General features: G+C 39.6%; 22 protein-coding genes. 3 read left to right on the forward strand and 19 right to left on the reverse strand.

Translation table 11 applies throughout. The annotated features are described in order from the left end of the window. Positions 1-27 precede the first annotated feature (27 nt). From HMPREF0023_RS09875 to HMPREF0023_RS09910, 8 genes are read right to left on the reverse strand one after another with little or no spacing between them, the layout of a single operon-like run. The gene (locus tag HMPREF0023_RS09875) at positions 28-549 is read right to left on the reverse strand and encodes a cupin domain-containing protein (protein WP_004639794.1); all 522 of its coding nucleotides are present in this window, start codon (positions 547-549) and stop codon (positions 28-30) included. A gap of 33 nt (positions 550-582) precedes the next feature. Beyond that, positions 583-1,806, reverse strand: a complete 1,224-nt coding sequence (locus HMPREF0023_RS09880) for an MFS transporter (RefSeq protein ID WP_005089813.1) — start codon at positions 1,804-1,806, stop codon at positions 583-585. Positions 1,807-1,847: 41 nt separating this feature from the next. Then, positions 1,848-3,059 carry an NAD(P)/FAD-dependent oxidoreductase gene (locus HMPREF0023_RS09885; protein ID WP_005089811.1) on the reverse strand — a complete coding sequence of 404 codons (1,212 nt, stop codon included), beginning with the start codon at positions 3,057-3,059 and terminating at the stop codon, positions 1,848-1,850. A 26-nt stretch (positions 3,060-3,085) separates the two neighbouring features. Continuing rightward, on the reverse strand, positions 3,086-4,018 hold the full coding sequence (locus tag HMPREF0023_RS09890; protein ID WP_005089809.1) for a VOC family protein: 933 nt from the start codon (positions 4,016-4,018) through the stop codon (positions 3,086-3,088). Positions 4,019-4,030: 12 nt separating this feature from the next. Then, positions 4,031-4,795: an SDR family oxidoreductase gene (locus HMPREF0023_RS09895; RefSeq protein WP_005089806.1), complete on the reverse strand. Its 765-nt coding sequence runs from the start codon at positions 4,793-4,795 to the stop codon at positions 4,031-4,033. After that, a complete protein-coding gene (locus tag HMPREF0023_RS09900) occupies positions 4,788-5,855 on the reverse strand; it encodes an aromatic ring-hydroxylating oxygenase subunit alpha (protein ID WP_005089805.1) in 1,068 nt (355 codons plus the stop codon). Before HMPREF0023_RS09900 ends, HMPREF0023_RS09895 begins: the two co-directional genes overlap by 8 nt. Before the next feature lie 17 nt (positions 5,856-5,872). Beyond that, the gene (locus tag HMPREF0023_RS09905) at positions 5,873-6,172 is read right to left on the reverse strand and encodes a recombinase-like helix-turn-helix domain-containing protein (RefSeq protein WP_004639801.1); all 300 of its coding nucleotides are present in this window, start codon (positions 6,170-6,172) and stop codon (positions 5,873-5,875) included. A gap of 25 nt (positions 6,173-6,197) precedes the next feature. Continuing rightward, the gene (locus tag HMPREF0023_RS09910) at positions 6,198-6,503 is read right to left on the reverse strand and encodes a non-heme iron oxygenase ferredoxin subunit (RefSeq protein WP_004639804.1); all 306 of its coding nucleotides are present in this window, start codon (positions 6,501-6,503) and stop codon (positions 6,198-6,200) included. Positions 6,504-6,766: 263 nt separating this feature from the next. On the opposite strand from HMPREF0023_RS09910, the gene HMPREF0023_RS09915 reads away from it, so the two are divergent. Beyond that, positions 6,767-7,579 carry an IclR family transcriptional regulator gene (locus tag HMPREF0023_RS09915; protein WP_004639807.1) on the forward strand — a complete coding sequence of 271 codons (813 nt, stop codon included), beginning with the start codon at positions 6,767-6,769 and terminating at the stop codon, positions 7,577-7,579. Between the two features lie 104 nt (positions 7,580-7,683). Here HMPREF0023_RS09915 and dhbA read toward each other — a convergent pair whose 3' ends face one another. From dhbA to basE, 9 genes are all read right to left on the reverse strand, one after another. Continuing rightward, the gene (gene dhbA, locus HMPREF0023_RS09920; protein WP_005089802.1) at positions 7,684-8,430 is read right to left on the reverse strand and encodes a 2,3-dihydro-2,3-dihydroxybenzoate dehydrogenase; all 747 of its coding nucleotides are present in this window, start codon (positions 8,428-8,430) and stop codon (positions 7,684-7,686) included. Between the two features lie 61 nt (positions 8,431-8,491). Next, positions 8,492-9,661, reverse strand: a complete 1,170-nt coding sequence (locus HMPREF0023_RS09925) for an isochorismate synthase (RefSeq protein ID WP_004639811.1) — start codon at positions 9,659-9,661, stop codon at positions 8,492-8,494. A 127-nt stretch (positions 9,662-9,788) separates the two neighbouring features. Next, the gene (locus HMPREF0023_RS09930; RefSeq protein WP_004639813.1) at positions 9,789-10,559 is read right to left on the reverse strand and encodes a 4'-phosphopantetheinyl transferase family protein; all 771 of its coding nucleotides are present in this window, start codon (positions 10,557-10,559) and stop codon (positions 9,789-9,791) included. After that, the gene (locus tag HMPREF0023_RS09935) at positions 10,549-11,283 is read right to left on the reverse strand and encodes a thioesterase II family protein (protein ID WP_005089798.1); all 735 of its coding nucleotides are present in this window, start codon (positions 11,281-11,283) and stop codon (positions 10,549-10,551) included. The genes HMPREF0023_RS09930 and HMPREF0023_RS09935 overlap by 11 nt, the downstream gene beginning before the upstream one ends. Before the next feature lie 55 nt (positions 11,284-11,338). Next, positions 11,339-12,931 carry an ATP-binding cassette domain-containing protein gene (locus HMPREF0023_RS09940; protein ID WP_005089796.1) on the reverse strand — a complete coding sequence of 531 codons (1,593 nt, stop codon included), beginning with the start codon at positions 12,929-12,931 and terminating at the stop codon, positions 11,339-11,341. After that, positions 12,928-14,538 carry an ATP-binding cassette domain-containing protein gene (locus HMPREF0023_RS09945; protein WP_017396773.1) on the reverse strand — a complete coding sequence of 537 codons (1,611 nt, stop codon included), beginning with the start codon at positions 14,536-14,538 and terminating at the stop codon, positions 12,928-12,930. Before HMPREF0023_RS09945 ends, HMPREF0023_RS09940 begins: the two co-directional genes overlap by 4 nt. A 244-nt stretch (positions 14,539-14,782) precedes the next feature. Beyond that, on the reverse strand, positions 14,783-15,934 hold the full coding sequence (locus tag HMPREF0023_RS09950) for a histidine decarboxylase (protein WP_005084750.1): 1,152 nt from the start codon (positions 15,932-15,934) through the stop codon (positions 14,783-14,785). Between the two features lie 117 nt (positions 15,935-16,051). Then, the gene (locus tag HMPREF0023_RS09955) at positions 16,052-16,921 is read right to left on the reverse strand and encodes an isochorismatase (protein ID WP_005089792.1); all 870 of its coding nucleotides are present in this window, start codon (positions 16,919-16,921) and stop codon (positions 16,052-16,054) included. An 18-nt stretch (positions 16,922-16,939) separates the two neighbouring features. Continuing rightward, positions 16,940-18,580 carry a (2,3-dihydroxybenzoyl)adenylate synthase BasE gene (gene basE, locus HMPREF0023_RS09960; RefSeq protein WP_005089791.1) on the reverse strand — a complete coding sequence of 547 codons (1,641 nt, stop codon included), beginning with the start codon at positions 18,578-18,580 and terminating at the stop codon, positions 16,940-16,942. Positions 18,581-18,753: 173 nt separating this feature from the next. Between basE and HMPREF0023_RS09965 the strand changes: the two genes are divergently transcribed. Continuing rightward, complete coding sequence (locus tag HMPREF0023_RS09965; RefSeq protein ID WP_017396775.1) at positions 18,754-21,720, forward strand: condensation domain-containing protein; 2,967 nt, start codon at positions 18,754-18,756, stop codon at positions 21,718-21,720. Positions 21,721-21,755: 35 nt separating this feature from the next. Beyond that, entirely contained in the window at positions 21,756-23,066 is a 1,311-nt protein-coding gene (basC, locus tag HMPREF0023_RS09970; RefSeq protein ID WP_005089785.1) for a putative histamine N-monooxygenase, read from the forward strand. A gap of 70 nt (positions 23,067-23,136) precedes the next feature. Here basC and HMPREF0023_RS09975 read toward each other — a convergent pair whose 3' ends face one another. Continuing rightward, positions 23,137-25,422, reverse strand: coding sequence for a TonB-dependent receptor (locus HMPREF0023_RS09975; RefSeq protein WP_008942010.1), 2,286 nt, complete (start codon positions 25,420-25,422; stop codon positions 23,137-23,139). Between the two features lie 87 nt (positions 25,423-25,509). Beyond that, positions 25,510-25,979 (reverse strand): ABC transporter substrate-binding protein (locus HMPREF0023_RS09980; protein ID WP_008942011.1); only part of this gene is annotated, 470 nt, incomplete at its 5' end.

Raw genomic sequence — 25,979 nt, forward strand, 5'->3', positions numbered from 1 at the left:
ATTCCTTTTTACAATTAATCGCGTTGATTAACGTTTGATTTGAGACAATGGATGCTCAGGTGGGTAGTTTGGAATGGTTGGTTTTCCAGCGCCCAACATCACACACATCAAGGCATCTTCCTGACCAGGATTAAACAAACCACGATAAATACCCGGTGGAATTGAAATCAGATCGCGCTCTTTCAATTTGGTTTGAAATTTTTCGCCGTTATGTTCAATAAACAGGTCAATCTCGCCACGTAACATGAAGAACACTTCTTCCACATCGTGGTGGATATGCAATGGACCTTCGCATTGCGCAGGTAATACCATGGTTGAGAAAGTAAAGTTTTCAGCTGGAACTGTATTACCATCATTAACCACACCTGTTGCCCCTGTTCCCATATAACGCATTTGAGCACGACGATATTTCGGGTCATAATCCGCTTGGAATTTCAACGCATCGAAATCATATTTACGTGTTTCGAAACGCGCGATACGTGTGTTTAACCAATCTTCCAAACTAGCGCCTTCAGGCTGTTTCCATGATTCAAATTGTTGAGTAGACATGTTTAACTCCTAGATTTTTGATGAATAGTTTGATTAATAACGTTTCAATAAAGGAAGCAAGAAGAACGACCCAATCACGGCGATTGCTGCTAAGAAGGTAATTCCTAAATTAAAACTGTTTGTTTGCATCACGATGTAACCAATCAGAACAGGTGCAATTGCACTGGCAAAATTGCCCATTCCATTGAAAATCCCTCCCGCTGTTGCACCGACATCCGCCGTCGTAACTCGAGCAAGTAAGGCAAATACTGCTGCCACACCAAATCCCCAAGCCATTGCACTTAAAGACATCGCAGCAATGACCAAAAATGGATTGGTCATAATCACCATGACGTACATGAAAATACCTGCCACCAATAAGCCACCAAAAACTTGGATCGCACGGCGTCCGGTCTTGTCAGATAAGAATGCGCCGATGATTTCACCAATAAGCATCGCAATGAATGGAAAACTTGAATAAATACCAAACTCTTTAAGATTGAAGCCTTTGTCTTGGATTAGATACGATGGAACCCAACTGTTTAATCCCCACAAATACGTCATCAAAGCGATATTAAAAATACATACCAACCAGAATGAACGGTTTTGTAATAAGACTTTGGTATTCAGAATATGACCTTTGAAATTGACGCGTTTGCTGGTCGATTCCAATTCAATGGTTTTCTTCAGCTGCAAATCACGCAAACCAATGACTATCGCAACCAAAGCAACAAGTGTTAGCGCAGCCATAACAAAGAATGTGGTATGCCAATCATATTTTGCTAATACAGCAGCTGTAATCGGGAAGCCTAGAAAAGCACCAATCGGCGTGCCTAATAAAAACATCGTTGACGCACGTGCTTGCTGACGATCGGTATAGGTCTGTTTAACAATGGTATATGCGAGTGCAAACAATGGACCTTCAGCCAAACCCAGTAAAACGCGTAAAAACAACATTCCTGCATAACTGGTGGTAAAGCCCATGCACAGCATCAGCACCCCCCAAGATGCAACACTCCAAAACAGCATTTTCTTTGGGTCGAAAATATCACCTAGGAAACTGAGAAATACAGATGAAAAACCGTAAGCCAGCAAGAAACTGGTCATCAACCATCCTAGCTTCGCTTTGTTCTCCGCAATCTCCATTGCACCTTGGAAATGTGGATCAGCAAATAAAACCGCAATACTAATCTTGTCAAAAAATGCGAGTACAACACACACCATCAGGACAAAAGCAGGCACCCAATGCTTAAATCCACTTTTTTCTTCATTACTCATACTTCATTCCTTCGATTGAGTCATGAACCAGAATTTAATGTTTATGGTTTTAATTTCATGACATTAAATTCAGGGTCTGCTAATAGTTTTGGGTCTAATACGGTATTGGACTGCATCCAACGTTTTGCCAATTTGACCAATTTTGAGTCATTGATTGCGATCATATTGATTAAACAATTTTGATCATCCAGATACAGATAACTACATTGATCATCCGTACTTCTACGTACCACTGTCTGCTTGGTTCTTTCTGGTTGATAAGTCCCTAATATCTGAATATTGAAGTGATATTGATCCGACCATAACCATGGAATATCGGTATATTCAGTTTCAATACCCAGCATCGATTTAGCGGCTGCAATTGCTTGGTTCTGCGCATTTGCCCATGACTGAATGCAATAACCTAAACTAGGATGGATCGCCACATCACCTGCAGCATAAATATCTTGATCAGAGGTTTGACCAAAACAATTCACTACGATACCGTCTTTGACATCCAAGCCGGCATTGACACCCAGCTCTTTTGCAATATCAGCACCTGCACCAACCACCACACAATCAAATAGTTCACTCGTATTAGGATGATTTACCACTTCAACTTTGTGATGACCTGCTTCAATCAAATGTAAGTTTTTACTATTCAAATGAATTTGCGTACCTTGTTGCTGATGCATCGCTTTCAAAAAATCAGATACATCGGGACTGACACTTCGAGCACAAAGACGATCACCATATTCAAAAATATGAACCTCTTTGCCCTGTTTACGAGCAGTTGCTGCAATTTCTAAACCGATCCAACCACCACCAACAACTGCCAACTTTTGAGCATGTTGTAAAATTTCTGCAAGGCGTTCACAGTCTTGTACATTGCGTAGTGTCACGACATTTGGAATAAACTGCCATGTGTTAACTGGCACACGAGCACGACTTCCCGTTGCAATCAATAACTTGTCATAAGGCAATATTTGGCCACTTTCTAAAACCACTTGCTTCTGCTGACGGTCGACTTGGGCTGCCACAGCAGGCTTATGCCATTGAATATTAAATTCTTGCATCTGCTCTGTTGAAAACAAATTTAAGCTTTCATAACTCGCCTCTTTCGAAAGTACTTGTTTTGAAAGTGGTGGACGTTCGTAAAACACCTGATCCTCATTGGAAACCACATGGATTTCACCTAAGAAACCATTTTGACGCAGCGTACTAACAGCCCAACCTGCGGCTTGTCCCGCCCCAACGATCACGATTCTTTCCATAGCATTTCTCCCTGCTTCATCACGCTTTATGCAGGTTTAACCTGACGGCGGGTATGGTCATCTAAACCACCCTCGATCGCCCATTCAGTGAATAGTTCCAAGCGATGCTCTTCAACACGCGGCTGCCATTCTTCAGTCAAATAATCATCATTGGTGTAATACTCAAATGCACCACCCAATGGTGAATTGACATACCAGAAATAAGCCGAAGAAATTGGATGCCGACCAGGACCTATAAAAGTTGACCACTCAGAACGGTTCATATTCAAACCGCCACCAATCACTTCGTGAATATCACGTACCACAAAAGCAACATGGTTTAGACCAGCAGGTTTATTTGGGATCGACAATAAAAACAGGTCATGATGAAAACCCTTGCCACGACAGCGTAAGAATGCACCACGATTACGATAGGCATCAGATAGATAGAAACCTAGTTTTTCAATATAGAATTTCTCAGTTTTTTCTAAATCTGGAGTAAAGAACACTACATGACCAATCGCCACAGGTTGACCTTTCTCGTATACAGGACTAGCAGCATTAATACGATTTACACTGCCATATTGATTGATCCCTTCAGTTCTTAGTGCAGGTAACTCATGCGTGAAACTTTGTTGAAAACGAATCGTCATTCCATTTGGATCTATACATTGCACCAGATCAGTGGTGGCTTGGTATCCATCCACATCAGCCAAACGATCTGCTAAATCTGCTAAATCTTGTTCGGCGTCATCAAGCCCCCACGTCACTTCACGCAAGGTAGAGCCTGATTCAATGGCCTGAGGTAGACGTGTATCATCACAATCAAACAAATAAATCTTGCTACCATTTTGGGTTTGATAAAGATCAGTACCTTCAATATCTGAACTTCTCTGAGTTAATCCAAAGTCTGCCAAAAACTTATTGGAAGCAGCCCTGTCCTCAACACCAAACTTTAAAATCTCAATCCCTGTAATCATGAGATAAACTCCTTAATTAAAGACAAAACCGCCATTCACTGGAATATTTTGACCTGTCACAAATGAAGACAAATCCGACAGTAAATACAGCGCTGTTCCGTTTAAATCCTGTGGTAGTTGCTGACGCTGAATCGCACGACCATTCACATATAAATCATGACGTTCTTGCGGTACATATTCAGTCGCCTCTACCAGTGTTAAACCCGGTGAAAGCGTATTGACACAAATATTGAATTGCCCAAGCTCTCTCGCCATCGAGCGTGTCATGGCAACCAATGCACCTTTACTCGCAACATAAGCCATCAGATTTGGTGCACCCCACAACGCTGTATCAGAGGCGACATTAATCACTTTTCCAGCATTCGCCTGTTTGAGATATGGAACACATGCCTTAGTGACCAACCAGGTACCTTTGACATTAATGTTCATGACCCGATCCCAAAGATCAGCGTCATAGTCCATCAAACTTTTACCACCCACATTGGTTGCAAGTGCAGCACAATTGACTAAACCGTCTACTCCACCTAAATATTCAACAGCCTGTTCTACAGCCTGCTGAATTGAAACAGCATCAGACAAATCAATTTTTACAGCCTCAACTTTTAAACCTCGTTGTTGAAGTTCAATCGCTTCTTTCTGAACAAGTTCATCTAAAATATCCGCCATGACGACTTGAGCACCGGCCTCAGCAATTGCTTGTGCAAAGTCACGTCCCAAGCCTCTTGCCGCGCCTGTGACAAGGACTCTTTTGCCTTGTAACAATGCAACATTAGCCATGCGCTTCTTCCTGCATTTCAATACGGTTTGAGGTATTCAAAGCTGCAATTTTCTTTAACTGCTTTTCTGCTTCTTTTTTCATTAAACGGCGTAAACGAGACAAACCGACATCATGTTGATAGAGGAATTCTTGTTGACGAGCATTCGGTGCAAGGTTTTCTAAAATAATGCGATCTTGTTCCAATACATCCCAATGCAATTTTTCTAAATGATTGCGGTAAAGGAAGCGCCACACATTACGTTGCCAACCACTAACTTTACGGCAACGCCAGAAGAATACACGGGTATTGTTAGCATCAATTGGTGTTGCATAGCCCACGATCCAGAACTCACCACCCGGCCCAAAATCTTTGCGATAAGGAATCGAGAGACGTAACCAGCTTGCACCTGTATTGGCATATTCAACCCAGTCAAAATTGACACCAATTTGACCTTCTTTCTCAAAAACAAAACCATGTTCAGTTGAACGGTGCTTCATTTCTGCGGTACGATCACCTTCAGCCATTGAGTGCGAAGTACAATGCAAATAGCTACCATGCATTGGGTCCATGACATTATCAATCGCATATTGATGATTCACTTTCCAATCTGCTTGGCAAAGAAATGCACTCCAATCTTCACTCGCAAGTTGTTCAGGAAAATCGAGTGCTTTCGGTTCTTCATTTGGGTCGATCCCAAACCAAAGGAAAATTGCACCATGTGCTTCGATCACTGGATAGCTTTTAATACATTTTGTGCCTTTCATTGGACATTCATGTACCGCTGGTACATCTTCAACCACACCGTCATGGCGAACCTCAACACCGTGATACCAACAAGCCACACGATTTCCAAGATTCCAACCTAAAGAAAGACGTGCACCACGATGCGGACAACGATCTTCTAAAGCATGAACTTGACCTTGGTCATCACGCCAAACCACAATATTCTCACCCAAACGAGTGATACCCACTGGATTTGCGGCGACTTCCCAGCTTGCAAGCACTGGATGCCATTGATCACGTAAACCTAAATCTAAATATTCTTCGACACTCGGCGTAGCTGATACTGCTGCGTTCATAATCGTTCTTCCTTGAATCAATAACCTAAACGTTGCATTTCTTCTGAAAAACTTTCAGAAGTCCAAAGCTCACCAGACTCACAACGGAAACCTTGCTGATTTAAAGTCTGTACGAGATCATTCAGCTCAGTTACACCCGCTGAAAATGCTTTGATTAAATGTTGTACAAAGTCTTGCTCATAAACCGTTGGTTCTTTATAACGAGTTTGCCAAATCAATAATTCTGGCTGTCCTGGAACTTGGATATTGTTAATTCCTGCTTCGGTTGCTGGCACTGCATGGATCCAGTTAGCTAGCTTCTCATTAAATGTTTTCACGCGATTCCTTCCTTCTCATTAAGACCTAGAGTTGAATTTGAACTTCTTCCCCTTCAACACGTACAGGATAAGTGCATAGATCACGACATCCTGGTCCACTCTTTAGCTCACCTGTTTGAATATCAAAAATCGCCTCATGCAAAGGACATTCAACGGTCTGATCTTCAATAAAGCCTTCTGTTAATAATGCGTAGGCATGTGGGCAAACATTCTCGATAGCAAAATATTTTTCATCGATGAAAAATACGCCAATTTTCTTACCGTCAACTTCTATGGCTTTTGGCTCGTCTTCGGTTACGTCATCTTGCTGACAAACTGAGATCCAACTCATCCTTGCATCCTCATTTGTTTTATATATAAAACATTATTTGATATAACAAACTTTAATTAAGAATACTCCTATGCTTATTTTTTTGTCAAACTATATAAATCATTAAATTTCAGCAACTTGATTTTATTACACATTATTTTACGTTTTACTTAAAAAATTAAGTTTTATATATAAAACTATCATCTACATCTGTTTTGCAGTTACAATAGGCTTATTAAGAAAATGAAATTTAGTAATTAGCGTTTTATAGGAAAATTAAGTCGATGAATTCTAGTGTTGAAACAGACTCTCAAGAATCTGAACTCATAAAAAATGACGACCGTTATTTAGTACCCGGTTTGGTACGTGGCTTGGCAATTTTGCAAGCTTTTAATCAGCAAACCCAAGAAATGACCATCACGGAAATCGCCGAAATTTTAGATGTAAACCGTTCTAGTGCTTTCCGTCTGATTTACACATTAGAATCATGTGGCTTCCTGAGAAAAGCTTCTCAAAAAACCTATGCGCTTGATTCAAAAGTGATGGAGCTTGGCTTTAATAGCTTGTCGAAACAATCTTTATTAGATCTCGCCACTCCTTTGATGAAAGAACTGCGTGATCAAACCAAACTTGCGGTACATTTATCCATTTTAGAAGGTACGCATATCGTCTTTATCAACAATGTGCAATCCAATGGAACATTCACCAGTAACATTGGTTTAGGAACGCGCTGGCCTGCACACGCCACAGTGATTGGGCAAATGATGCTCGCTGACTTAAGTGAAAGTGAAATTCGTGAGCGATACAAACACTTTAATCAATGGGATACTTTTTCCGAATTAACACCGAAAAATATGAAAGAACTGCTTCAAAGACTAGGCTTTGTAAAAACACAACGATCAATGGTCAGTTGGGGACATTTCAATCATGATATGGCTGCTTGTGCTGCGCCTATTTTTAAACAATCGACTGGAAAAATGACCGCTGTTTTATCTGTCAGTTGTCCATTAGGCACCTATGACGAACATTACTTTAAAAATGAAATCGCAGATCTAGTCATTCAGACGGCAGATAAAATTTCTAAGTTTATTTATTAACACAATATAGAGTTAAAGCAGTTGTGATTTTTCTACAACATCAAAAAAATCTCTCAACCATCGATAAGATAGTTGAGAGATTGAATGGAAAAGCTACTATAAAATCAACTGCCCAATGTTGCTCCACCATCAATGACCAAATCGTGCATTGTAATATGCGATGATTGTTCACCAATAAAAAACAGAACTGCATTGGCAATATCACTCACTTTCGCAATTTTCTTTAACGGTATCCCCACCTTAAACTGCGAAAGATTACCCAGAATTGTATTCTGTTCACCCTGAGCATTTTCCCATAATTGATATTGCATAGCCGTCGCTGTTGAACCTGGGGAAATAATATTAACGCGTACACCATACTGAGCGAGCTCAAGTGCCACTGTTTTGGTGAAATATGTGAGTGCCGATTTTGATGCGCCATATGCGGACATATTCATGCGGGGTACTTTTGTTGAGTTAGAGGAGATGATGACTACATTTCCCATTTTTTTCTTTTTAAAATATGGGCTTAAATGGCGAAAAAAATGAAATGGTGAAAACAGATTGACCTCAAATGTTTCTCTCCATTGTGCAAACGAAATTTCATCATGTTCACCTAAATGTAAAACCCCAGCGACATGAATAAAATAGTCTGGAGGACTCTCTAACAATAAGGTACGACAGAGTTTAGCGATTTGCTGTTCATCACGTATATCACAAACATGTATCATTTCCTTAAAATGCTCAGGGACTTGATCTTTTGCTTTATCTATACCGACCACCTGTATATTTTCAGCATATAAACGCTGCATGACTTCTAGTCCAATTCCTTGGTTTACTCCAACAACCCATGCAATCTTTTTCTCAGTCATATTCACAATCAAATTCTCATTATAAATTTTACACCCAGCGTGTACTGATCAGGACTCATCATCAAACAGTACTGTTTGCATTAAAAATATTTAACATCGTTTGCATTTTTGCTTCGGTTTCAAACCATTCTTCTTCAGCATCAGATCCCTTAACAATTCCTGCACCTGCATACACGCGCATTTTATTTTCACTGAGCAAACCACAACGAATAGTGACAACCCACTCTCCGTTACCATCTGCATCCATCCATCCCACCAAACCGGTGTAATAATGCCGATCATAACCTTCATGATCTAAGATAAATTGCTTAGCCACATCTGTTGGCGAACCGCATACTGCGGGTGTCGGATGCAACTCTAATGCAAGATTGAGTGCATTGGGTGCTTGTCTTTTGAGAACACCTTGAAACTCAGATGATAAATGCAACATGGTTGAGGTTTCTAAGATATCGGGAAATTCAGAAACTTTAAGCTCAACACAGTAACTCACTAGATTTTTAAGTATGTTTTCGACCACGATTCGATGCTCATTCTGATCTTTTTCCGAATGATGTAATTCTTGTTTACTACACAAATTTTTTTCTGAAATATTGGATTTAGGTCTGGATCCTGCCAGAGGGTTACTACTTACAATGCGATCCTGTTTCGATAAAAGTAATTCTGGGCTGGCACCTAAAATATAATGATTATGCTCTACGGGAATCACAAAATTATAGGCATTTGGATTTTGTTTTAATAGCGCACTTAACAAATTTTCAGGTTTTTGCTGATGATCAAATTCATACTCAACAGCTTGAGAAAGAACTACTTTCTCAACCTTTTTTGCCTCAAAAGCATTTAAAGCGAGCTGCACTGCTCCTTCAAACTTTTGACGTTGAATTAATAGTGATTTATTTACAACTTCAACTTGATCACGATCTCGCAACGGATGAAAATCCGATGTTTTCTGTGGCTTTTTTTGATAATCAGCGTAAAAATTCAGGCTACTTTTCTTTGTAATATCAAAAGGGATTGCGCCGATCAGAATCGGATTGCGACTACCCTGTTTTTTCATCTCATCAAAACACTTGGCAATTTCATCATTAAACAATGTGATATTTGCAGCAGGTGTATTGATTGTCTTAACAAAGTCTTTCACCGTTAAATGATAATTTTTCGTAGAAAAACATGAAAATTTATGTTGATCATTATGCTCTAAGTTTTGCTCTGCGGATGTTGTAGTTTGCATCATGTTTAAGTTGCCTCTCGCATTGATATTTTCAAGCGGATTTAGTGTTGCTTCTTCTAAATATAGGAAATGTATTAGTGCTTAAACACATTAATACAAATGATTATCATTATCAATAATGTGTGATGTTTTAAATGCAAGAAATTGTAATTATCTCGTTATCTGTATCGAAAAAATGAACTTTGGTAACTATGGTATTCTTTAGTGAGGAACCGAGATGAATACGAAACCAGATAAAATCATCTACTATCCCATCAAAACAAATTGATTTAAAATCAATTATTTGCTTATATTTAATATAAAAGGCTTTGATCACACTTTCTTTTGCAGAAAATACGAGCAAATATAAATCAGGTTTTTTAAAGCCTGTATTTGCAAGTGCTGCTTGCTCATCTTCACTTAGAAAAACATGGTAAATTTCATCATTCTGTTGAAAAAATGTTTGGCACTTTTTCGATTCTATGTCGATTCCAAATGTCTTATCAGCACAATTATGATTTTGAGCATATGCAATAGCACAACATAAACGCTGATGACTGACATGACTAATACTTCCAATAACAGCGTCAGGCCATATTGGTTCACCTTGGTGACCTTGATGAATAATATAATCCTGCAAATTCAAATCATGTAAGGCATATTTCGCAGCCAGACGTCCCGTAAAAAACTCTAACTGTCGAATTAACCCTGCATTCTTTATATTAAGAGGAAAAAAGATATTAAAATGCTGATAAAGATCATCAAGCTGAGCTAGCGTTGTTAATGGCTCAACTTGAATATTATGTATTTCTAATCCGAAGCACGTTATTTTTTCATGTTGAATATTGAAATGATCCAAGGATTGTATGGACTGTGTATTCCAATCTGTTATGTCAGGAATTGCGTGCATATCAAGCAACATTCAACGTCAGTTTTTCTACTGTTTGTGAAATTTTTTTAAGCATTTTTATTCGTGTCTCGGGATCTAAAAAATAAAAATGATCTCCGTCCAACTCAACACTACCTAACCAATTGTCTGTGTGTTGCTGCCATGCATCCATCATTATTTTGTTTGGAATATCAGGATCATCTTTACCATAAAATGCGATGACAGGAACCTTCGTTTTACTCAGTTTTTCACCCAACAATTGACTACTTAGATAAAAATCATTACGAATAATTCTGAGGAAAAAAGTCAATGCCTCAGGATTATTTAGGATTTCATCGGGGAAATTATTATATCGCTTCAATTCATTTATAATTTCTTTATCCGTCAACGCATGCTTATAACGCATATGTTGGATATAACTATGTTCTGGACGACTACTGATTGCAATCAATTTCAACTGATCAATTACTGGTTTTTCATTCAGATAATTGAGTACTTTCCAGATCAAACCGCCTCCCACACTATGTCCAAATAAAATAAACGCTTTTTCGGGGTAAGCTTGTATTTCATTGGCAATTTGCATCGCCAATAGATCAGGATCATCCATCAAGGGTTCATTTATTTTTAGTCCATGACCCGAATATTCAATAGGAATAATACGAATATTGTCAGATATCTGCTTCTTCCATGGATAATAAATACTCGCACTACTCCCTGCAGGCGGTAAGCAGAACATATTATATTGATCTTTATTCATTTTAATGATCCTACAGCCCCTAAGCGCTGCACAAGACTCAGGGGTTGAACATTAATTAAGTCAGGTCGGTTAAAGTTAGGGTTTCGGTTGGTTGCCAAATCGTTGCATCACGATGGGTAACGAAAATAACGGTAGAAGACAGACTACGAATTTCGGCAACAATTGCTTGCTCAGTCTTTTCATCTAAAGCAGAGGTCGCTTCATCTAGTATTAAAATTGGCGCATCTTTGAGTAATGCGCGGGCAATCGCGACACGTTGACGCTCTCCTCCTGACAATGCTGCACCTTGTTGTCCAACTGATTGATTGATCCCTTCTGAACTACGATCAATAACCGTTCCCAATTCCACCCTTCTCGCCACAGTTTCCACTTCTTCTGGGCTGGCGTCAGGTTTTCCCAGCCTAATATTTTCCGCGAGGCTTCCCGTGAATAGAATCGGCTCTTGCGTGACATAAGCAATGTTTGCGACCAAATCCTCATCATTCATTTGATCTAAAGCTATTCCACCAAATGTAATTTTTCCTTTTTGTGGATCATCGAACCGCATCAACAATTCTAATAATGAACTTTTACCACTCCCACTTGGCCCTGTTACCCATACTCTACTCCCGAATGGAATATCAAAAGTAATATGTTTAAGTGCAGGCGCATAACTGATGCTTTTTATCGAAATATCAAAACCAACAGGAGTTTGAGCTTGCAATGGCTTAGGTAACTCGGGTGGATGTGTGATCTGATTAAAATTTCGTAAGGACGAAAGCAAATCGTTGATATGCAATCCTGCCACGGTGAGTTCAGCTAAAGGGGCTGACGCACGTCCGATCAATATCAACAGTGCCAGCACTAGCGCAGCATTAAGACTACCTGTCAGTACGAGAAAGATTGCCATCCCAGCAATAGGTAAAACACTTGCAAAGGTTGCAACAAAATTTGCAAATGCTGCAGCACGATTAATACGAAATAACGTCTCTTCTTGTTCTTGCCAACGATGCTCAATTCGTTGAACCGCACCGACTGGACCTGCTGCTGTTCGCAATAACTCAATATGATCCACCAACTCTAAAGTTGCTTGCGAAGCAGCTAAATCAACACGATTACGTTTTTCATCGGTACGCATCAGTGAACGTTGCGCAAGGAATTGTGCCAATAACGAGAGCAAAACCAAAACCAAAGCAACCAGCGCAGTTCGTAACCCCGCAAGTAATGCGATTCCAACCAATAAGAACAACGGCATAAATGGCGCATGTAAAAATGTTTGCAGTTGATGTGCAGGAACGCTCATAAATCCAGGTATTCCCTGACCTGCCATCGCCGCAACTTGAGTTCGCTGTTTATTGCTAAACCAAGAAAGTTTGGCACGAGCTAAAGATCGACCCAATTCTTCAAATAAATCTCCAGCCAAACGAACACCAGTAAGAAAACCTGCACGAGTAACCATCACTGTCACCAAAATAGCGACAATTGCACTAATTACAACGCCTATAGGAGACCAGTGATACACCATAGCAAATGCAAGTACGGTATAAGCAATTGCTTCAATTGCTGCAACAAAAACCCATCCCATTCCAACAGCAATTAATTTATGTCTGGCAGCAGGTGGGAGCTTTGAAAAAATCTGTTCATGGTTTAATTTAGCTACAGTATTCATAGAGTTCTCCCTGCATCATTGATTGCATCAAGCACTAACCTACTGTCTACACCAGCAGCCAAAGCTAAATCATGTGTGACAATGACAATCGTTTTATTTTGTTTTTTGGCGAGATCATTTAATTCAAGCATTAACCTCTCAGTATTGGCATCATCCAGTGCACTTGTTGGTTCATCTAACAAAATAACCGATGCTGATGATAAAAATGCACGAGCAATGCCAACACGCTGTTTTTCACCACCTGAAAGTAAACTTGCATCTGCATCCAGATCGACTTTTAATTGAGCCTTGAACAACGCCTGTTCAAGCTGTTCATCAATTGCATCAACTGCAGATAAGACCAAGTTTTGTCTGACTGTAGTTGCTAATACATCGCCACCTTGAGGGATAAATAAAATCTTTTGATGTCGCAACGTTTCATGTAATTCAGATAAATCCGTTTCTGCAACTCGGACAACACCTTTTTCTAATACCGCTAAACCAGCAAGTGCTCTCAGAAGTGTTGTTTTTCCAACACCACTAGGTCCTGTAATTGCCGTGATTGATTGAGGTGGGAATGAATAACTCATTTGCTCAAACACTGATTGACCATCAATAACAAAGCTTGCCTCTACAATTTCAAGAGGGGCATTGTCTTTAAGCTGTTGAATATGTCCCGATGGGAGCATTGGTTCCTTTAGAAATAGAGCTAACCGAGTAGCCGCTGCTCGTCCAGCAGCCACATAATCCAGTCCATGCCCTAAGCGCAATGATGGTGTCACGATCGCTAGACTAAAAAAAAGCGTTGCAGCCAATGTCATGCTGTCATATTGATAAGCTACAAGATATGCAATTGCAAAAGTTGCAACGGCCTGTAATAAGGCAATTGCGACAGCAGCAAGTGTTGCCACTTTGCTTACCCAAGAAACCATATTCTGAGTAAAATGTTGTGCAGACTGAGTATAGGCGGTTAAGGCACCAGACTGTTGACCATAGATTCGATTATCCCGTATACCACGCGCATAATCATCAGCAGCGACGATAATATCGAGCATAACTTGCATCCGCGCAGCACCATCTCGTTTCGATACATGGGGTACCACGATCAAATAATACAGGGACGCTATAGCACCGGGTAACAACACCCAAAGTGCCATTGGACCAACCAATAGCAACAGCAAAACAATTGAAGCCACAGGAATCACAACAAAAATTGCAATCTCTGAAGGTAAATGTGCCACCATATGATGTAAGGTCGCAATATCATCTGAAACTAAACGCTTTAATTTTTGATCACCTTGCTTAGCAAGTGTCGTTGCAGGCAAACGAGTAAGATGATGAACCACTTGACGGCGTAAACGAGCTGAAAATCCAGCTTCAGCATCGTGTACTAGCCAAGAAGAAAGTCCTGCGAATACTGCACCAACACCCCAAAACGTAACAGAAAAAATGACCCAATAAGCAGACAAATTACCAATGAGTTGCACCATTCCCCATAGTGCAGTTAGCATCGCTAAACCTGAAAGCACAGCAATTAAAGTTCCGATCAATAGTTTAGGAAATGCAGGTTTTAGTGCAGGGGCTAAAGATGGCTCTGTCATCACCTGAGATAATTTTAAATCACACATATTCAGCTCGCTTGGTACTGAATAAAATAACCGCATTCTGAATGAGCTTGTCGTTGCCTCCATCCTTATGCATTCCTATTTTCATCCTGAATAATAAAGATATTAAAACGTCATTGAATAACTGTTTTTTTAGAAGATTTAATTGCATAAATTATTTCCTAGCGGTGCTATCCGCGTATTATTAGATGATTGGCTCTAGCTAAAAATAAAGATTGATTCGATCAGAACATATTCGTAGAGACGATTAAAAACCAACAGTACGTTTCGATGCGCCTTGAAGATCAAAAATGACGTCGTCAATTAAGCGATCAATCTGTCGAGTATCACGATGGTGTGCTGTGGTAATTAAATGAGCTACATTTCCAGAAGTGGCCAGATAATGCTTCTTCCATACGCGCTCTGAAGGACATGGAAAAACCACAGTGATTGAATTGGGATTTCGCCAAGCTTGGATGCCCACAGCTCGGAAGCGATCAACTGCATACTGTGCCATTTTCAAGCAATGTTGAACTCTTTGCCGTCTCTGTAAAAATGTTTGGCTTCGGATTGCAGCCCACATAAGTAAAACCGTGTGTCCATTACGCGAACCACTAATCGTTTGATCACGAGTGGAGATATAGTCGACATCTACTGCAATACGTCCTACATTTTGACGTTTTGCCACGACAATGCCGCAAGGGATAGGTGAACCAATCATTTTATGACCAGAAACACAAATCGAGTCGACTCCATCAGCAAAAGAAAACGCCTGAGGATGATCAACAAAAGGTAAAATCATGCCACTAAGTGCAGCATCAGCATGGATATAATAATCTTGCCGCAAAAATCCAATTTGCTCTAATCGCGTTTGAATCAGCCCAATATCATCGATAGCACCTGTCATGGTTGTTCCAATATTGGCAAAAATAATGGGGTGCTTTTCTTTTGAGGTTTGGATTTTGTTGATCAAATCATCATAATTCATTTCACCATTATCTAATGACTCGATCACACAAGATTTCATTTGCAATAATTTAGCAATTTTCAAAACTGAATAATGCGTATCTTTTGAATAGTACAATGTGGCATCTGGGAATAACTCTCGTGCCAGATAGCACCCAAACATATTGCCCTCAGTCCCCCCATTGGTTACATATCCCCAGCTTTCTTCAAATGGAATTTGAAAAAACTCAGCAAAATAGCGCATAACATCCTTTTCAAAATCAAAGGAATTTAGGGCATAGTTACTGTCATCTTTCCAATCACCACAATTATTGATAGAGAATTTGAAAAACCGAAATAATGAGGAATAATCGAAATCTGCAGACTCAGGATAGCCAATATTAAAATATTGATGCTTCAAACAATAATTCCAAAAGTTTTCGATTCGGTCTTGATCAGCAGGCGATAAAATCATTTTTTGCTCCGTTGCTATGACGATTACAAGTCGTCTAAGGAGTCGCTATCAAAGATGTAAATTTTGTATATAAATTTAGCGACTAGGATTTGCCTCGTACCACATAAATCCAATCATTTATCCCGCAATCCTTTGCCTTGCATCAACCAATGACCACCAATTTGATAAGGTGGGTGTGCGTCCTAATTCTTCAAAACTAATATTGATTCCCTGTGCTTTGAGTTCCGAAGAAAACTGCATAATTCGTAATGAGTCCAATCCATAAAGAATCAGATTTTCTTCTGGATCTAATTCATCTTCTTCAATGAGCTGCTGGACTTTTTGCTCTAACCAAGGTCGTGTAATACCTGTTGCCACATGCCCCACTACAGATTCGGTATCCATGACTTGACCACAACGTGAAGATACATATTGCAATGCCAAACGGTGTTCTTCTTCTGAAAAATCGGCAACTGCATCTCCGACTAAAAATGGTTGTATATCACTCATGAAAGCTTCAACAGCTGTGATCATGCAACCAATATGTGCATACACACCACCAATAATGAGCTGATCACGGTTCCAATGTTGCATTCGCTCAAGCAAGTCTGAGCGTTTAAAAGCACTGTAACGCCACTTGGTTAAGACAATGTCTTGTTGATCTGGAGAGAGTTGATCAATAATTTTCTGCTGATCAATTGTCGAGGCTGGCAAACCAGGTCCCCACATTGCATTCAGTAATGCGCGATCTTCAGCTGGTTGCTCATAAGGCTGTGCGGTGTAAACAACTGGAATATTGTGCTGATGTGCCCAATTTTTTAATTGAACCAGATTATCAATCACTGTTTTAATCAACTCACTTTCAGCATCATAAAAATTCAAAAAGTAACGTTGCATGTCATGAATTAATAAAACCGCTCTAGCTGGATCTAATTGCCAATCTGTTTTGTTGTTTGGATAACTCTCTGGTTGAGGCATGAGATAGGTCGAAATTTTTGAAATAGCCATATGCTGCTCAATATTGATTTAAGATGTTATAGATGTATTTAAAATAGTGCGAAGTTGTTTTTTATCCACCTTACCTACGGCGGTAAGTGGCAAACTTTCAATGAATTGGATCTGGTCTGGAAGCTTATATTGTGCAATACCCAGCTCCATGAGATGACGCCTAAGCATGACGGCTTTGAGTTCAGGAGCACGAGAAACGATGAATGCACAGCTCTTTTCACCAAATTTCTCATCGCTGATTGCGACCAGTGCTGCATGAACAACATCGGGATGTAAAAGCATCAATTCTTCTACTTCTTCTGATGCAATCTTTTCACCACCGCGATTGATCTGGTCTTTAATCCGCCCTACTACACGCAAATTACCATCAGGAGTACGTTGAACAAGATCACCTGAATAGTAATATCCGTCTTGATCGAACACCTGCCGATTGTGCTCAGGACTTTGATAATAACCACAAAAAGTATAAGGTCCACGAGTTGCAAGCATGCCAACCTCTCCCTCTGGAACCTCCCTATACTGATCATCAACAATTTTGATTTCATCATCAGGACTGATTGGACGTCCTTGCGTGGTGAAAACTTGTTCATCTGTATCATCTAATCGGGTGTAATTAACCAAGCCCTCTGCCATTCCGAAGACTTGTTGTAATTGACAGCCCAAAACCTTAGGCACTTGACGTGCTAAAGATTCTGGAAAACTTGCACCACCAACCTGAAGCAAAGCCAAAGATTGGATTTGAGCCTGATACTGAGGTGCTTTTTCCAACCACATAATGACAGCACTAGGGACTAAAGATGCCATATTGACTTGATGTTGTTGGATCAGTGCAAAGCAATTTAACGGTTCAGGATTAGGTGCCATCACAACACATCCTCCTGCATGTAAAACACCCAATGCACCAGGTGAACTCAACATAAAATTATGAGGTGCAGGCAGTGCACACAGTAACCGAGTAGCTGAGCTTAAACTACATATCTCAGCACTGGCTCTCACACTATAATCATAGTCATTATGTGTACGTGGAATCAGTTTCGGTGTTCCTGTGCTTCCACCTGATAGTTGAAAAAATGCAACCTCATCCGCAGGCGTAGGCGTAGGCGTAGGCGCAATATCTACAACGCTTGTCGCTGCGGTTTCAATCCATTCAATCAAGCTGCAATCAGTCGGCTGATGATTAAGCATGAGAACGATCTCAGGCGCTAAACAATGCTCATGAAGTGCATCAATAAAATGATTATTACGAAAAACTTCGTGCTGCCGTGAACCAATTAAAAGCTTGGGTTGAATTTGCCTAACAAATGCATTCAGCTCATATTGCCGATGACTATATAATGCATTTAGTGGTACAACACCAACCTTGAGCAATGCAAAAAAGACAATATAAAATTCAGCCACATTAGGAAGCTGTACCAAAGCGGTATCACCTTTACCCAAGCCCTTTTCAGCCAATCGCGAAGCCAAATTGCTTGATAGTTGATCTAACTCAGCATAACTAAACTGTCGTTCACCACAAATCACCGCAGGTGAATGTGGATGCAACTTAGCACCTACCGTCAAAATTCGCGTTAAATGTTGGTCGATCCAGTAACCTTTGTTTCGATAACGCTGCGCCCTCTCCTTGGACCAGTAAACAAAGTCAATCATCTGATTTTTCATATCATTCTAAATATTCAAAAACTGGTTTAATGGTTATCAAGCTATTGATTTTGTATACATTTCAATTTTTCTTAATTACTAAAATATAGTTCTAATCTATATCGCAGTAAAAGAAATACATTGAGACAAAACAAACGATCTGTTTTCTGCATCTAATTAAAAATGACTATCAAATGCAACTGGTAATCATTTTCATTTGTTTGTATGATGCTAAAACAAGATTAATTTGTCAACCGAGTTATCGTTCAATGTGTGAATTAACTTCGATGCAAGCTGCCTGCTGGTTTGGGCGGTCTACTAGTACAGATTTAGGTGGGGTTTCAGCCCATCTTTATGCTGAATTTGATGGTCAAATCATCGATCTACAAAAATTAAATTTAGCCATTCAAAGGCTTTATCAAGAACACGACCTGCTACGGTTAAATTTAAGTGTCGATGGCATCCCAAACATTATGTCTGAGACTCCCCATCCGATATTAGAAGTCGAAGATTTTTCGATGCTAAGCGAAAATAAACTTGAGCAAGCGCTGTTGCAAAAACGTGAGCAATGGACACATCAAAAACTAGATTTAAGTAATGGTCAAACCGCAAGGTTTTCTATCAGTGTATTGAAGAATGGGCATTTTCGTTTTCATATTGATACCGATATGATCGCAATTGATCCATCAAGTTTTCGTCGGCTGATGGAGGATCTATCGTTATTCTATGAAGATCCAGACATATCATACGTTCCACCCCCGAACTTTTTTGAATGGCATCACCAAACACGTACAGATCCCGATCTTAAAAAATTAAATCAACGAGATCGGTTATGGTGGAAACAGCGTTTACCTAATATTACTCCTGCGCCATCACTACCTATCACTCATGAAAAATTAGAAACAGCAAAAAGTTATCGTTTAAGTACATGGTTACAGCCTGAGATCCGCAAAGCGTTACAACAACTGGCACAAAAACAGCACATTACGATCTCTAATCTAATATTAGGGTTATTTGCATATACGCTTGGCAATGCGACCCAAGATCAAGCGTTTAGATTAAACATTCCAACCTTCTGGCGTGAGCCTATTTTAAAAAATATCGAGCGGAGTATTGGTGATTTTGCTAATTTGGTAATCCTTGATGTTCACATGGAGCAAGCAGATAGTTTAGCAACACTGTGTAAGCAAATAGCAAATCAAATGCTCGATTTACTCGAACACTCGCATTATCCAGGTGTCAACATCCTACGTGATTTATCACGTTATCATGGACGTGCTGAACTTGCGCCAGTGGTATTTACAGCAGCACTCGATTTAGCAAATGGTGATTTACTTTCTGAACGTGTACATCGGGTTTTCGGTGAAATGAATTGGGTCATTTCACAAGGTCCTCAAGTTGCACTTGATGCTCAAGTTGTCAATCTCAATGGCGGTATTTTAGTCAACTGGGATATCCGTTTGGATCATTTGCCCAAAACATGGATTAGCAGTTTATTTGAATCTTTCAGTGATTTACTTAGAAAGCTTGCAGCTGATCCTGAACAGCTTCATATCCCAATCACCGCATCAGAACAGCACCCAAAATCACATATAACATCGGTAAAACCACTAAATGCCTTACAACAAGCGTATTTATTAGGTCGTACTCAAACACTTCCGCTAGGGGGTGTCGCTATGCAAGAGTTTCGTCAATATCATGGCAGCATGGATATTGTTTTATTAAGACAACGTTTAATCGAAATGGTACGGCGACATGAAAGCCTACGCACGTATATTGATAAAAATAAATTAACTCAATTTCTAAGTGACCAAATTACAGTTAATCTAAAAGAAATAGATCTGCGGGCGTTATCGCTAGAACTCGCTTTTGATCAAATAGAATCTTATAAACATCAATATACACATGATCTCTTCGACTTAAACCAATCACCATGGAATATCACGGTATTTTTATTAGAAAATAATCTATTAACGATTTTTGTTCGCTTTGATGCATTGATTTTAGATGGTCGATCTATTGCGACACTGATGTTAGAACTATTTGATGGTCAACAATATGATATTGAAACACAAACGCTAGAACATGAAATAGTCCATAACTCGTCTAAACAGCAATCTGATTTAAGATATTGGGAAGAAAAATTTTCCAGATTGACTGATATCCCACAACTTCCGTGGACGACCCCATTACAACAATTGATGACATCGCGTTACCAACGTAAAAAGCTAATCATTGCAAAAGATCAATTTAAAAAATTGTCCAAAATTGGAGCCAAACATTCACTGTTTAAAAACTCAGTCATTATGTCTGTCATTTTACAAGTGTTGTCTCATTGGAGTACTAATCGGGCATTATGCGTTGCTATTCCTACCTTACCTTTATATACGGGGCCATTTGTAAATAGCTCCACATTTATTGCTGTGGAATGGAAATATACAGCGCAATTTGTTCAACAAGCCAATCAATTACAAACAGAAATATTAGCGGGTTTACAGCATCTCTCATTTTCTGGTGTTGATCTCGCCCGACTCCTATTTGAAAAAACAGGTAAAGTCCCTGTATTACCTATCGTCATTACCAATGGTTTATCTTGGTCGGTACTGCCAGAGTCACATGCTATTCAACTACAGGACGGGCTTACTCAAACACCCCAAGTTGCAATCGATATCCGTTTTAGCACAGGAAATGATGAGGCTTTGGTCTTCGATATTGATTATGCCGAAGATGCGCTTTCAGCAGAGATGATTGATGACTTTTTACATATGCTTCAATCCGCTATCTACCAAATCATCGACTCAAACATTTTTACATTTGATTTGACTGAGTTAGTTACTGCGCTTCAAAGCAACAGGCAATATTTCAAGAACAATGTCGCTCAATATCAATATAGATCACTTCAGAATAGTACGGTAAAGACAACTAAACAACGTCATCAACTATTGCAAATCTATTTAGAGGCATTGGGTCAATCTAATAATGACATAACCGATGATTCGATAAATTTCACTCATTTAGGACTTCGTCCACAGCATCTAAAGATCATTTCAAAGCGCATTCGTGAAACTTACGCGATTCAGCTTTCACCTGCTCAACTTATTCATTGTCGAAAGATTTCAGATGTAGAAAAACTTCTCGTATCCCATTCACCCGTATTTTGAACATTAAACTTAGTGGAATTATATAAAGTATACTCATGAAAAATATAGATATTGCTGGAATTGGTATTGGACCATTCAATTTAGGATTAGCGGCTCTACTTTCACACCATCCTGAGATAAAAAGTATATTTTTGGAGCGTAAGCCAGAGTTCCGTTGGCATGAAGGATTACTTTTACAAGGTACCACCTTACAGGTTCCTTTTTTTGCTGATCTGGTCACCATGGCTAACCCTTGCCATCCATTAGGTTATATTAATTACTTACATCAACATGATCGTTTACATCAGTTTTATTATTACGACAGTTTTTTAATTCCTCGACGTGAATATGATCATTATTGTCGTTGGGCTTCAAAACAATTACCAGCTTGTCGATTTGGAGAAAACGTCACTGATGTTGAATATGACTCAAAGCTCGATAAATTTATTATAGAAAGTGAACCAGCCTCAGGCGAAAAACAAAAATATATCAGTCAAGATTTAGCGATTGGTATTGGGACTAAGCCTCGAATTCCTCAATGGCTGGAAAAATGTAAACACCCATTGGTAAAACATTCCGCGGAGTTTGCACAAATTCAGGAACAGCTTAAACAGTGCAAGCAAGTCACAATCATAGGTTCTGGCCAAAGTGCGGCAGAATGTGTACTTGCGCTGTTTAATGCACTGACTCCAGAACAGGTCGAGGCAGGTGCATCTATTCGATGGGTGACACGCTCAGCAGGTTTTCATCCGATGGAGTATTCCAAACTTGGACAAGAGTGTTTTACACCAGCATATATGCAATATTTCCAAAGCCTGCCTAGAGCAAAACGGCGTGACATAGCAGCCAGTCAGGGACTTATCTATAAGGGAATTAGTTTCTCGACCATCGGAGAGATCTATGACCTTCTCTATGAACGTTCCGTCGGCGGGAAAAAATCTGGACTAAGCTTATATTCAAGCTGTGAAGTTGAGTCAATCGAACAACTTGAATCAGGTTCTCTTCGTTTAACCTGTCTACATACTCAACTGAATCAACAGTGTAGTTTTGAAACTGATGCACTGGTTGCAGCGACAGGCTATGTCCATGATTGGCCTGAATGGTTTGAAAATATGAAAGGTTCTGTTTTAGCTGTTGATGAACAACATGATTGTATTGTTCAAGAAGACTTCACAGCTTCACGCTGTGATCAGGGACAAGGGCGAATTTTCATTCAAAATGCTGAGATTTTTCAACAAGGTGTTGGCTCACCTGATCTAGGGATCGGTGCAACACGAAATTCAGTGATTATTAATCAGTTGTTAGGACGTAGTGCTTATCGAATTCCTAAACAGTCTTCTTTCCAGCACTATGGTTTACCGAGATAAATTGATGAACCACCAAAAAACCCGTATCTTGAAAGATTACGGGTTTTTTGTTCATTCAATCAATAGCAAATCAGAAGTCATAGGATACCGATAACATATATGTTCTTGGTGCTCCTAGCGCTAAATTCGAGAGTTTAGGCATTCCCCAATAAGCTTTATTGGTCAAGTTATTGATGTCTGCTCTAAAAGTAATAGGATGATTTGAGATTGAAGTTTTATATCGTGTACCAACATCAATCAACGTGCGACCTGGAATATGCAATGTGTTTTCTTGATTGATATACTGTTTTGAAACAGCTGTTGCATTGCTAGATAAAGTTAAAACGCCTTGTGCAACTTCGCTATCCCATTCAACGCCCAATTTCCCTTGTGTTTTAGGAACACCTATGGCCATATTTCCTTCATTGCTTTGGATTGCTGTTTTAGTCACTTCAGGTTCGATATAAGATGCCCCCCCCATCAAACGTACATTTTCAATTGGAGAGCCAAAGAAGCTCCATTCAACTCCTCGATTACGCTGCTCTCCTCCAGATGTATATATATTAGTCACTAAATCAGTATAAGCACTTGGTTTTTTGATTTCAAACAATGACAAAGTATGTGCAAAAGTACCTTGATCAATCTTCACACCAAGTTCTGTTTGCTTCGTTTTGTAAGGTGCAAATATCGTTGGATAGTTTGCCGCAGTAAGGGGGGCTGCATCACCTTTGGTTAAGCCCTCAATATAGTTTGCATAAATCGAAACTTTATCTGTCGCTTTAAATAGAATTGCGGCTCCTGGTGTCGTTGCATTCTTTTTATATTTAGTCAAAGTCGATGTCGGTACAAACAAACTACTACTTTCCACCTCTTGATAACGTACCCCTAAAGTTAACTGTAAGCGATCTTCAATAAAAGATAAGGTATCCGCCAAACCATAACTATTTAATTGCAATTCAGAGTTAGATATTAGAGGCGCGTTAAAAGGAACAGCTTTCCCCCAAATTGGATCATAAAGATTAGTCGTCCATTCAGCACCTGCCACATTTCTTACCCCATAATCATCTTGATTATGTTTGTAATATGTCGCATTCACCACCCATTCATGTCCTACAGCACCTGTATTAAATTTTCCTTTCAACCCCACATCGGCAGACTTTTTATCAACATCAAATGCCAGTTGACCAATATTTGTTTGGAATGTTCCAGTGTTATCTAAAACAGTTGCAGACATCGCACCATTATATTTATATTCTGTTTTACTTTGCCCATAGCTTACATACCCCATCACGTTGTTGGTTAGATCATATTCACCGCGTATCATCGCGCCCTTGTCTTTAATGTCAACAAAAGACCAATCTGGATTGAGTAAAGTCTCAGGTTTAGGTGGTTTTGGAATCGCAATATCTTTTCCAAGATTAATACCTCGTGTTACGCCATCAACTCGATCTTTGGATGTATAAATATCTGTCGAAACTCGCGCACGATCACCACGCCAATCCATTCCTAATGAAAATAACTCTGTTTTCAAATCCTGCTTTTCTACTGGTCCAGAGCCATCTCGATATACCGCATTTGCTCGCACACCGAATTCTTTGTCCGCACCAAATCGTCGTCCAACATCTAAATGCCCACCAATCTGAGAATCAGACATATATGTCGTAGTCAAACGGGTTAATGGTTCATCCGTGGCACGTTTGGTCGTGAGATCAACTGTCCCACCTATAGAACCTGTTGGTGGCATGCCATTAAGTAGTGCAGATGGGCCTTTAAGTACATTTACTTTTTCAAACATTTCAGGTGAAGTTCGATAATATGGGCTTATACCAAACAATCCATTCATAGACATATCACTCGGGCTCGACTCAAAGCCACGGATATAATAGTTTTCACTCCAGCCACCACTTGCCCCATTTGTGAACACAGATGGATCCGTTTTCGCAATCACACTTGTTATATCTTTTGCCTGTTTATCTGCGATATATGTATCCGTATATGCAATGGTATTAAATGGATTTTCCGTAAAGGTTTTATCACCTAAAAAACCCAATGAGCTTTTCGATGAAACCTGCCCACCTGCGTAACGATCTTCTTGTTCGGCTTTTACAGTAATGATCGGTAACGATGCGACATTCGACTGAGCATTTTGTTGTTGGTCAATCCCCTTTGTCGAGACATTTGCCACATCAGCATGCGCATTTGATGCGCAGATCATAAAGACTGTGCCCAATGCATAACCAAATCGTAACGCCATCCTTGCAGAGGCAATACCATTTAATGCAAATGAATGTTTTTTAAATATTTTACGATGTTCAGTTTCTAAGTTACGGTTATATATAACATTATTCATTTGAAGGCCTTTAATGTTGTGATTCATTGTTCTATGTACCATCTACTTGAAATATCAAGTAAAATAGTGAAAACTTATGCTTTTAAAATCTTATTCAGCTATTCTTGATGCAGCTTATTGGTAGCCTTTTTTCACGTCATTCATCACTATTTTGAGTGAGGTTGGGCTTGCAGCGGTGGTGTACCACGCATCCGCATCGACAAAAATAACGCGACCATTTTTCCAAGCCTTGGTTTGACGTAATAATGGATTCTCTACAGTTGCAGCATTAATTGTTGAGCGACGTTCCATCACGGCAGTTCGATCGACAATGTAAAGAATGTCTGGATCTGCTTGTTTAATAAATTCGCTCGAAATCGGCTGTCCATGCAAACTTGTATCTTTAGCCTTACTCGCTGGCTTTACCCCGAATGCATTAAAAACAAAACCATATCTAGACTGAATACCAAAGTTGCTAAAAGCACCATTATTATGTAAAACGACCAGTGCCTTTTCAGGACGGTTGGCAGTCACTGACTGTACTTGCTTCACTTCCGCATCAAGTTCCAATGCTTTCTCACGAGCCAAATCTTCTTTATTGAATA

Source organism: Acinetobacter sp. ATCC 27244 (assembly GCF_000156555.1).
Taxonomy (GTDB): Bacteria; Pseudomonadota; Gammaproteobacteria; order Pseudomonadales; family Moraxellaceae; genus Acinetobacter; species Acinetobacter haemolyticus.

Bases quoted from the DNA above. Each gene is read 5' to 3' on its own strand.
- HMPREF0023_RS09875 (WP_004639794.1), bottom strand. From the start codon at position 549: ATGTCTACTCAACAATTTGAATCATGGAAACAGCCTGAAGGCGCTAGT.
- HMPREF0023_RS09880 (WP_005089813.1), bottom strand. From the start codon at position 1,806: ATGAGTAATGAAGAAAAAAGTGGATTTAAGCATTGGGTGCCTGCTTTT.
- HMPREF0023_RS09885 (WP_005089811.1), bottom strand. From the start codon at position 3,059: ATGGAAAGAATCGTGATCGTTGGGGCGGGACAAGCCGCAGGTTGGGCT.
- HMPREF0023_RS09890 (WP_005089809.1), bottom strand. From the start codon at position 4,018: ATGATTACAGGGATTGAGATTTTAAAGTTTGGTGTTGAGGACAGGGCT.
- HMPREF0023_RS09895 (WP_005089806.1), bottom strand. From the start codon at position 4,795: ATGGCTAATGTTGCATTGTTACAAGGCAAAAGAGTCCTTGTCACAGGC.
- HMPREF0023_RS09900 (WP_005089805.1), bottom strand. From the start codon at position 5,855: ATGAACGCAGCAGTATCAGCTACGCCGAGTGTCGAAGAATATTTAGAT.
- HMPREF0023_RS09910 (WP_004639804.1), bottom strand. From the start codon at position 6,503: ATGAGTTGGATCTCAGTTTGTCAGCAAGATGACGTAACCGAAGACGAG.
- HMPREF0023_RS09915 (WP_004639807.1), top strand. From the start codon at position 6,767: ATGAATTCTAGTGTTGAAACAGACTCTCAAGAATCTGAACTCATAAAA.
- dhbA (WP_005089802.1), bottom strand. From the start codon at position 8,430: ATGACTGAGAAAAAGATTGCATGGGTTGTTGGAGTAAACCAAGGAATT.
- HMPREF0023_RS09925 (WP_004639811.1), bottom strand. From the start codon at position 9,661: ATGATGCAAACTACAACATCCGCAGAGCAAAACTTAGAGCATAATGAT.
- HMPREF0023_RS09930 (WP_004639813.1), bottom strand. From the start codon at position 10,559: ATGTTGCTTGATATGCACGCAATTCCTGACATAACAGATTGGAATACA.
- HMPREF0023_RS09935 (WP_005089798.1), bottom strand. From the start codon at position 11,283: ATGAATAAAGATCAATATAATATGTTCTGCTTACCGCCTGCAGGGAGT.
- HMPREF0023_RS09940 (WP_005089796.1), bottom strand. From the start codon at position 12,931: ATGAATACTGTAGCTAAATTAAACCATGAACAGATTTTTTCAAAGCTC.
- HMPREF0023_RS09945 (WP_017396773.1), bottom strand. From the start codon at position 14,538: ATGTGTGATTTAAAATTATCTCAGGTGATGACAGAGCCATCTTTAGCC.
- HMPREF0023_RS09950 (WP_005084750.1), bottom strand. From the start codon at position 15,934: ATGATTTTATCGCCTGCTGATCAAGACCGAATCGAAAACTTTTGGAAT.
- HMPREF0023_RS09955 (WP_005089792.1), bottom strand. From the start codon at position 16,921: ATGGCTATTTCAAAAATTTCGACCTATCTCATGCCTCAACCAGAGAGT.
- basE (WP_005089791.1), bottom strand. From the start codon at position 18,580: ATGAAAAATCAGATGATTGACTTTGTTTACTGGTCCAAGGAGAGGGCG.
- HMPREF0023_RS09965 (WP_017396775.1), top strand. From the start codon at position 18,754: ATGCAACTGGTAATCATTTTCATTTGTTTGTATGATGCTAAAACAAGA.
- basC (WP_005089785.1), top strand. From the start codon at position 21,756: ATGAAAAATATAGATATTGCTGGAATTGGTATTGGACCATTCAATTTA.
- HMPREF0023_RS09975 (WP_008942010.1), bottom strand. From the start codon at position 25,422: ATGAATCACAACATTAAAGGCCTTCAAATGAATAATGTTATATATAAC.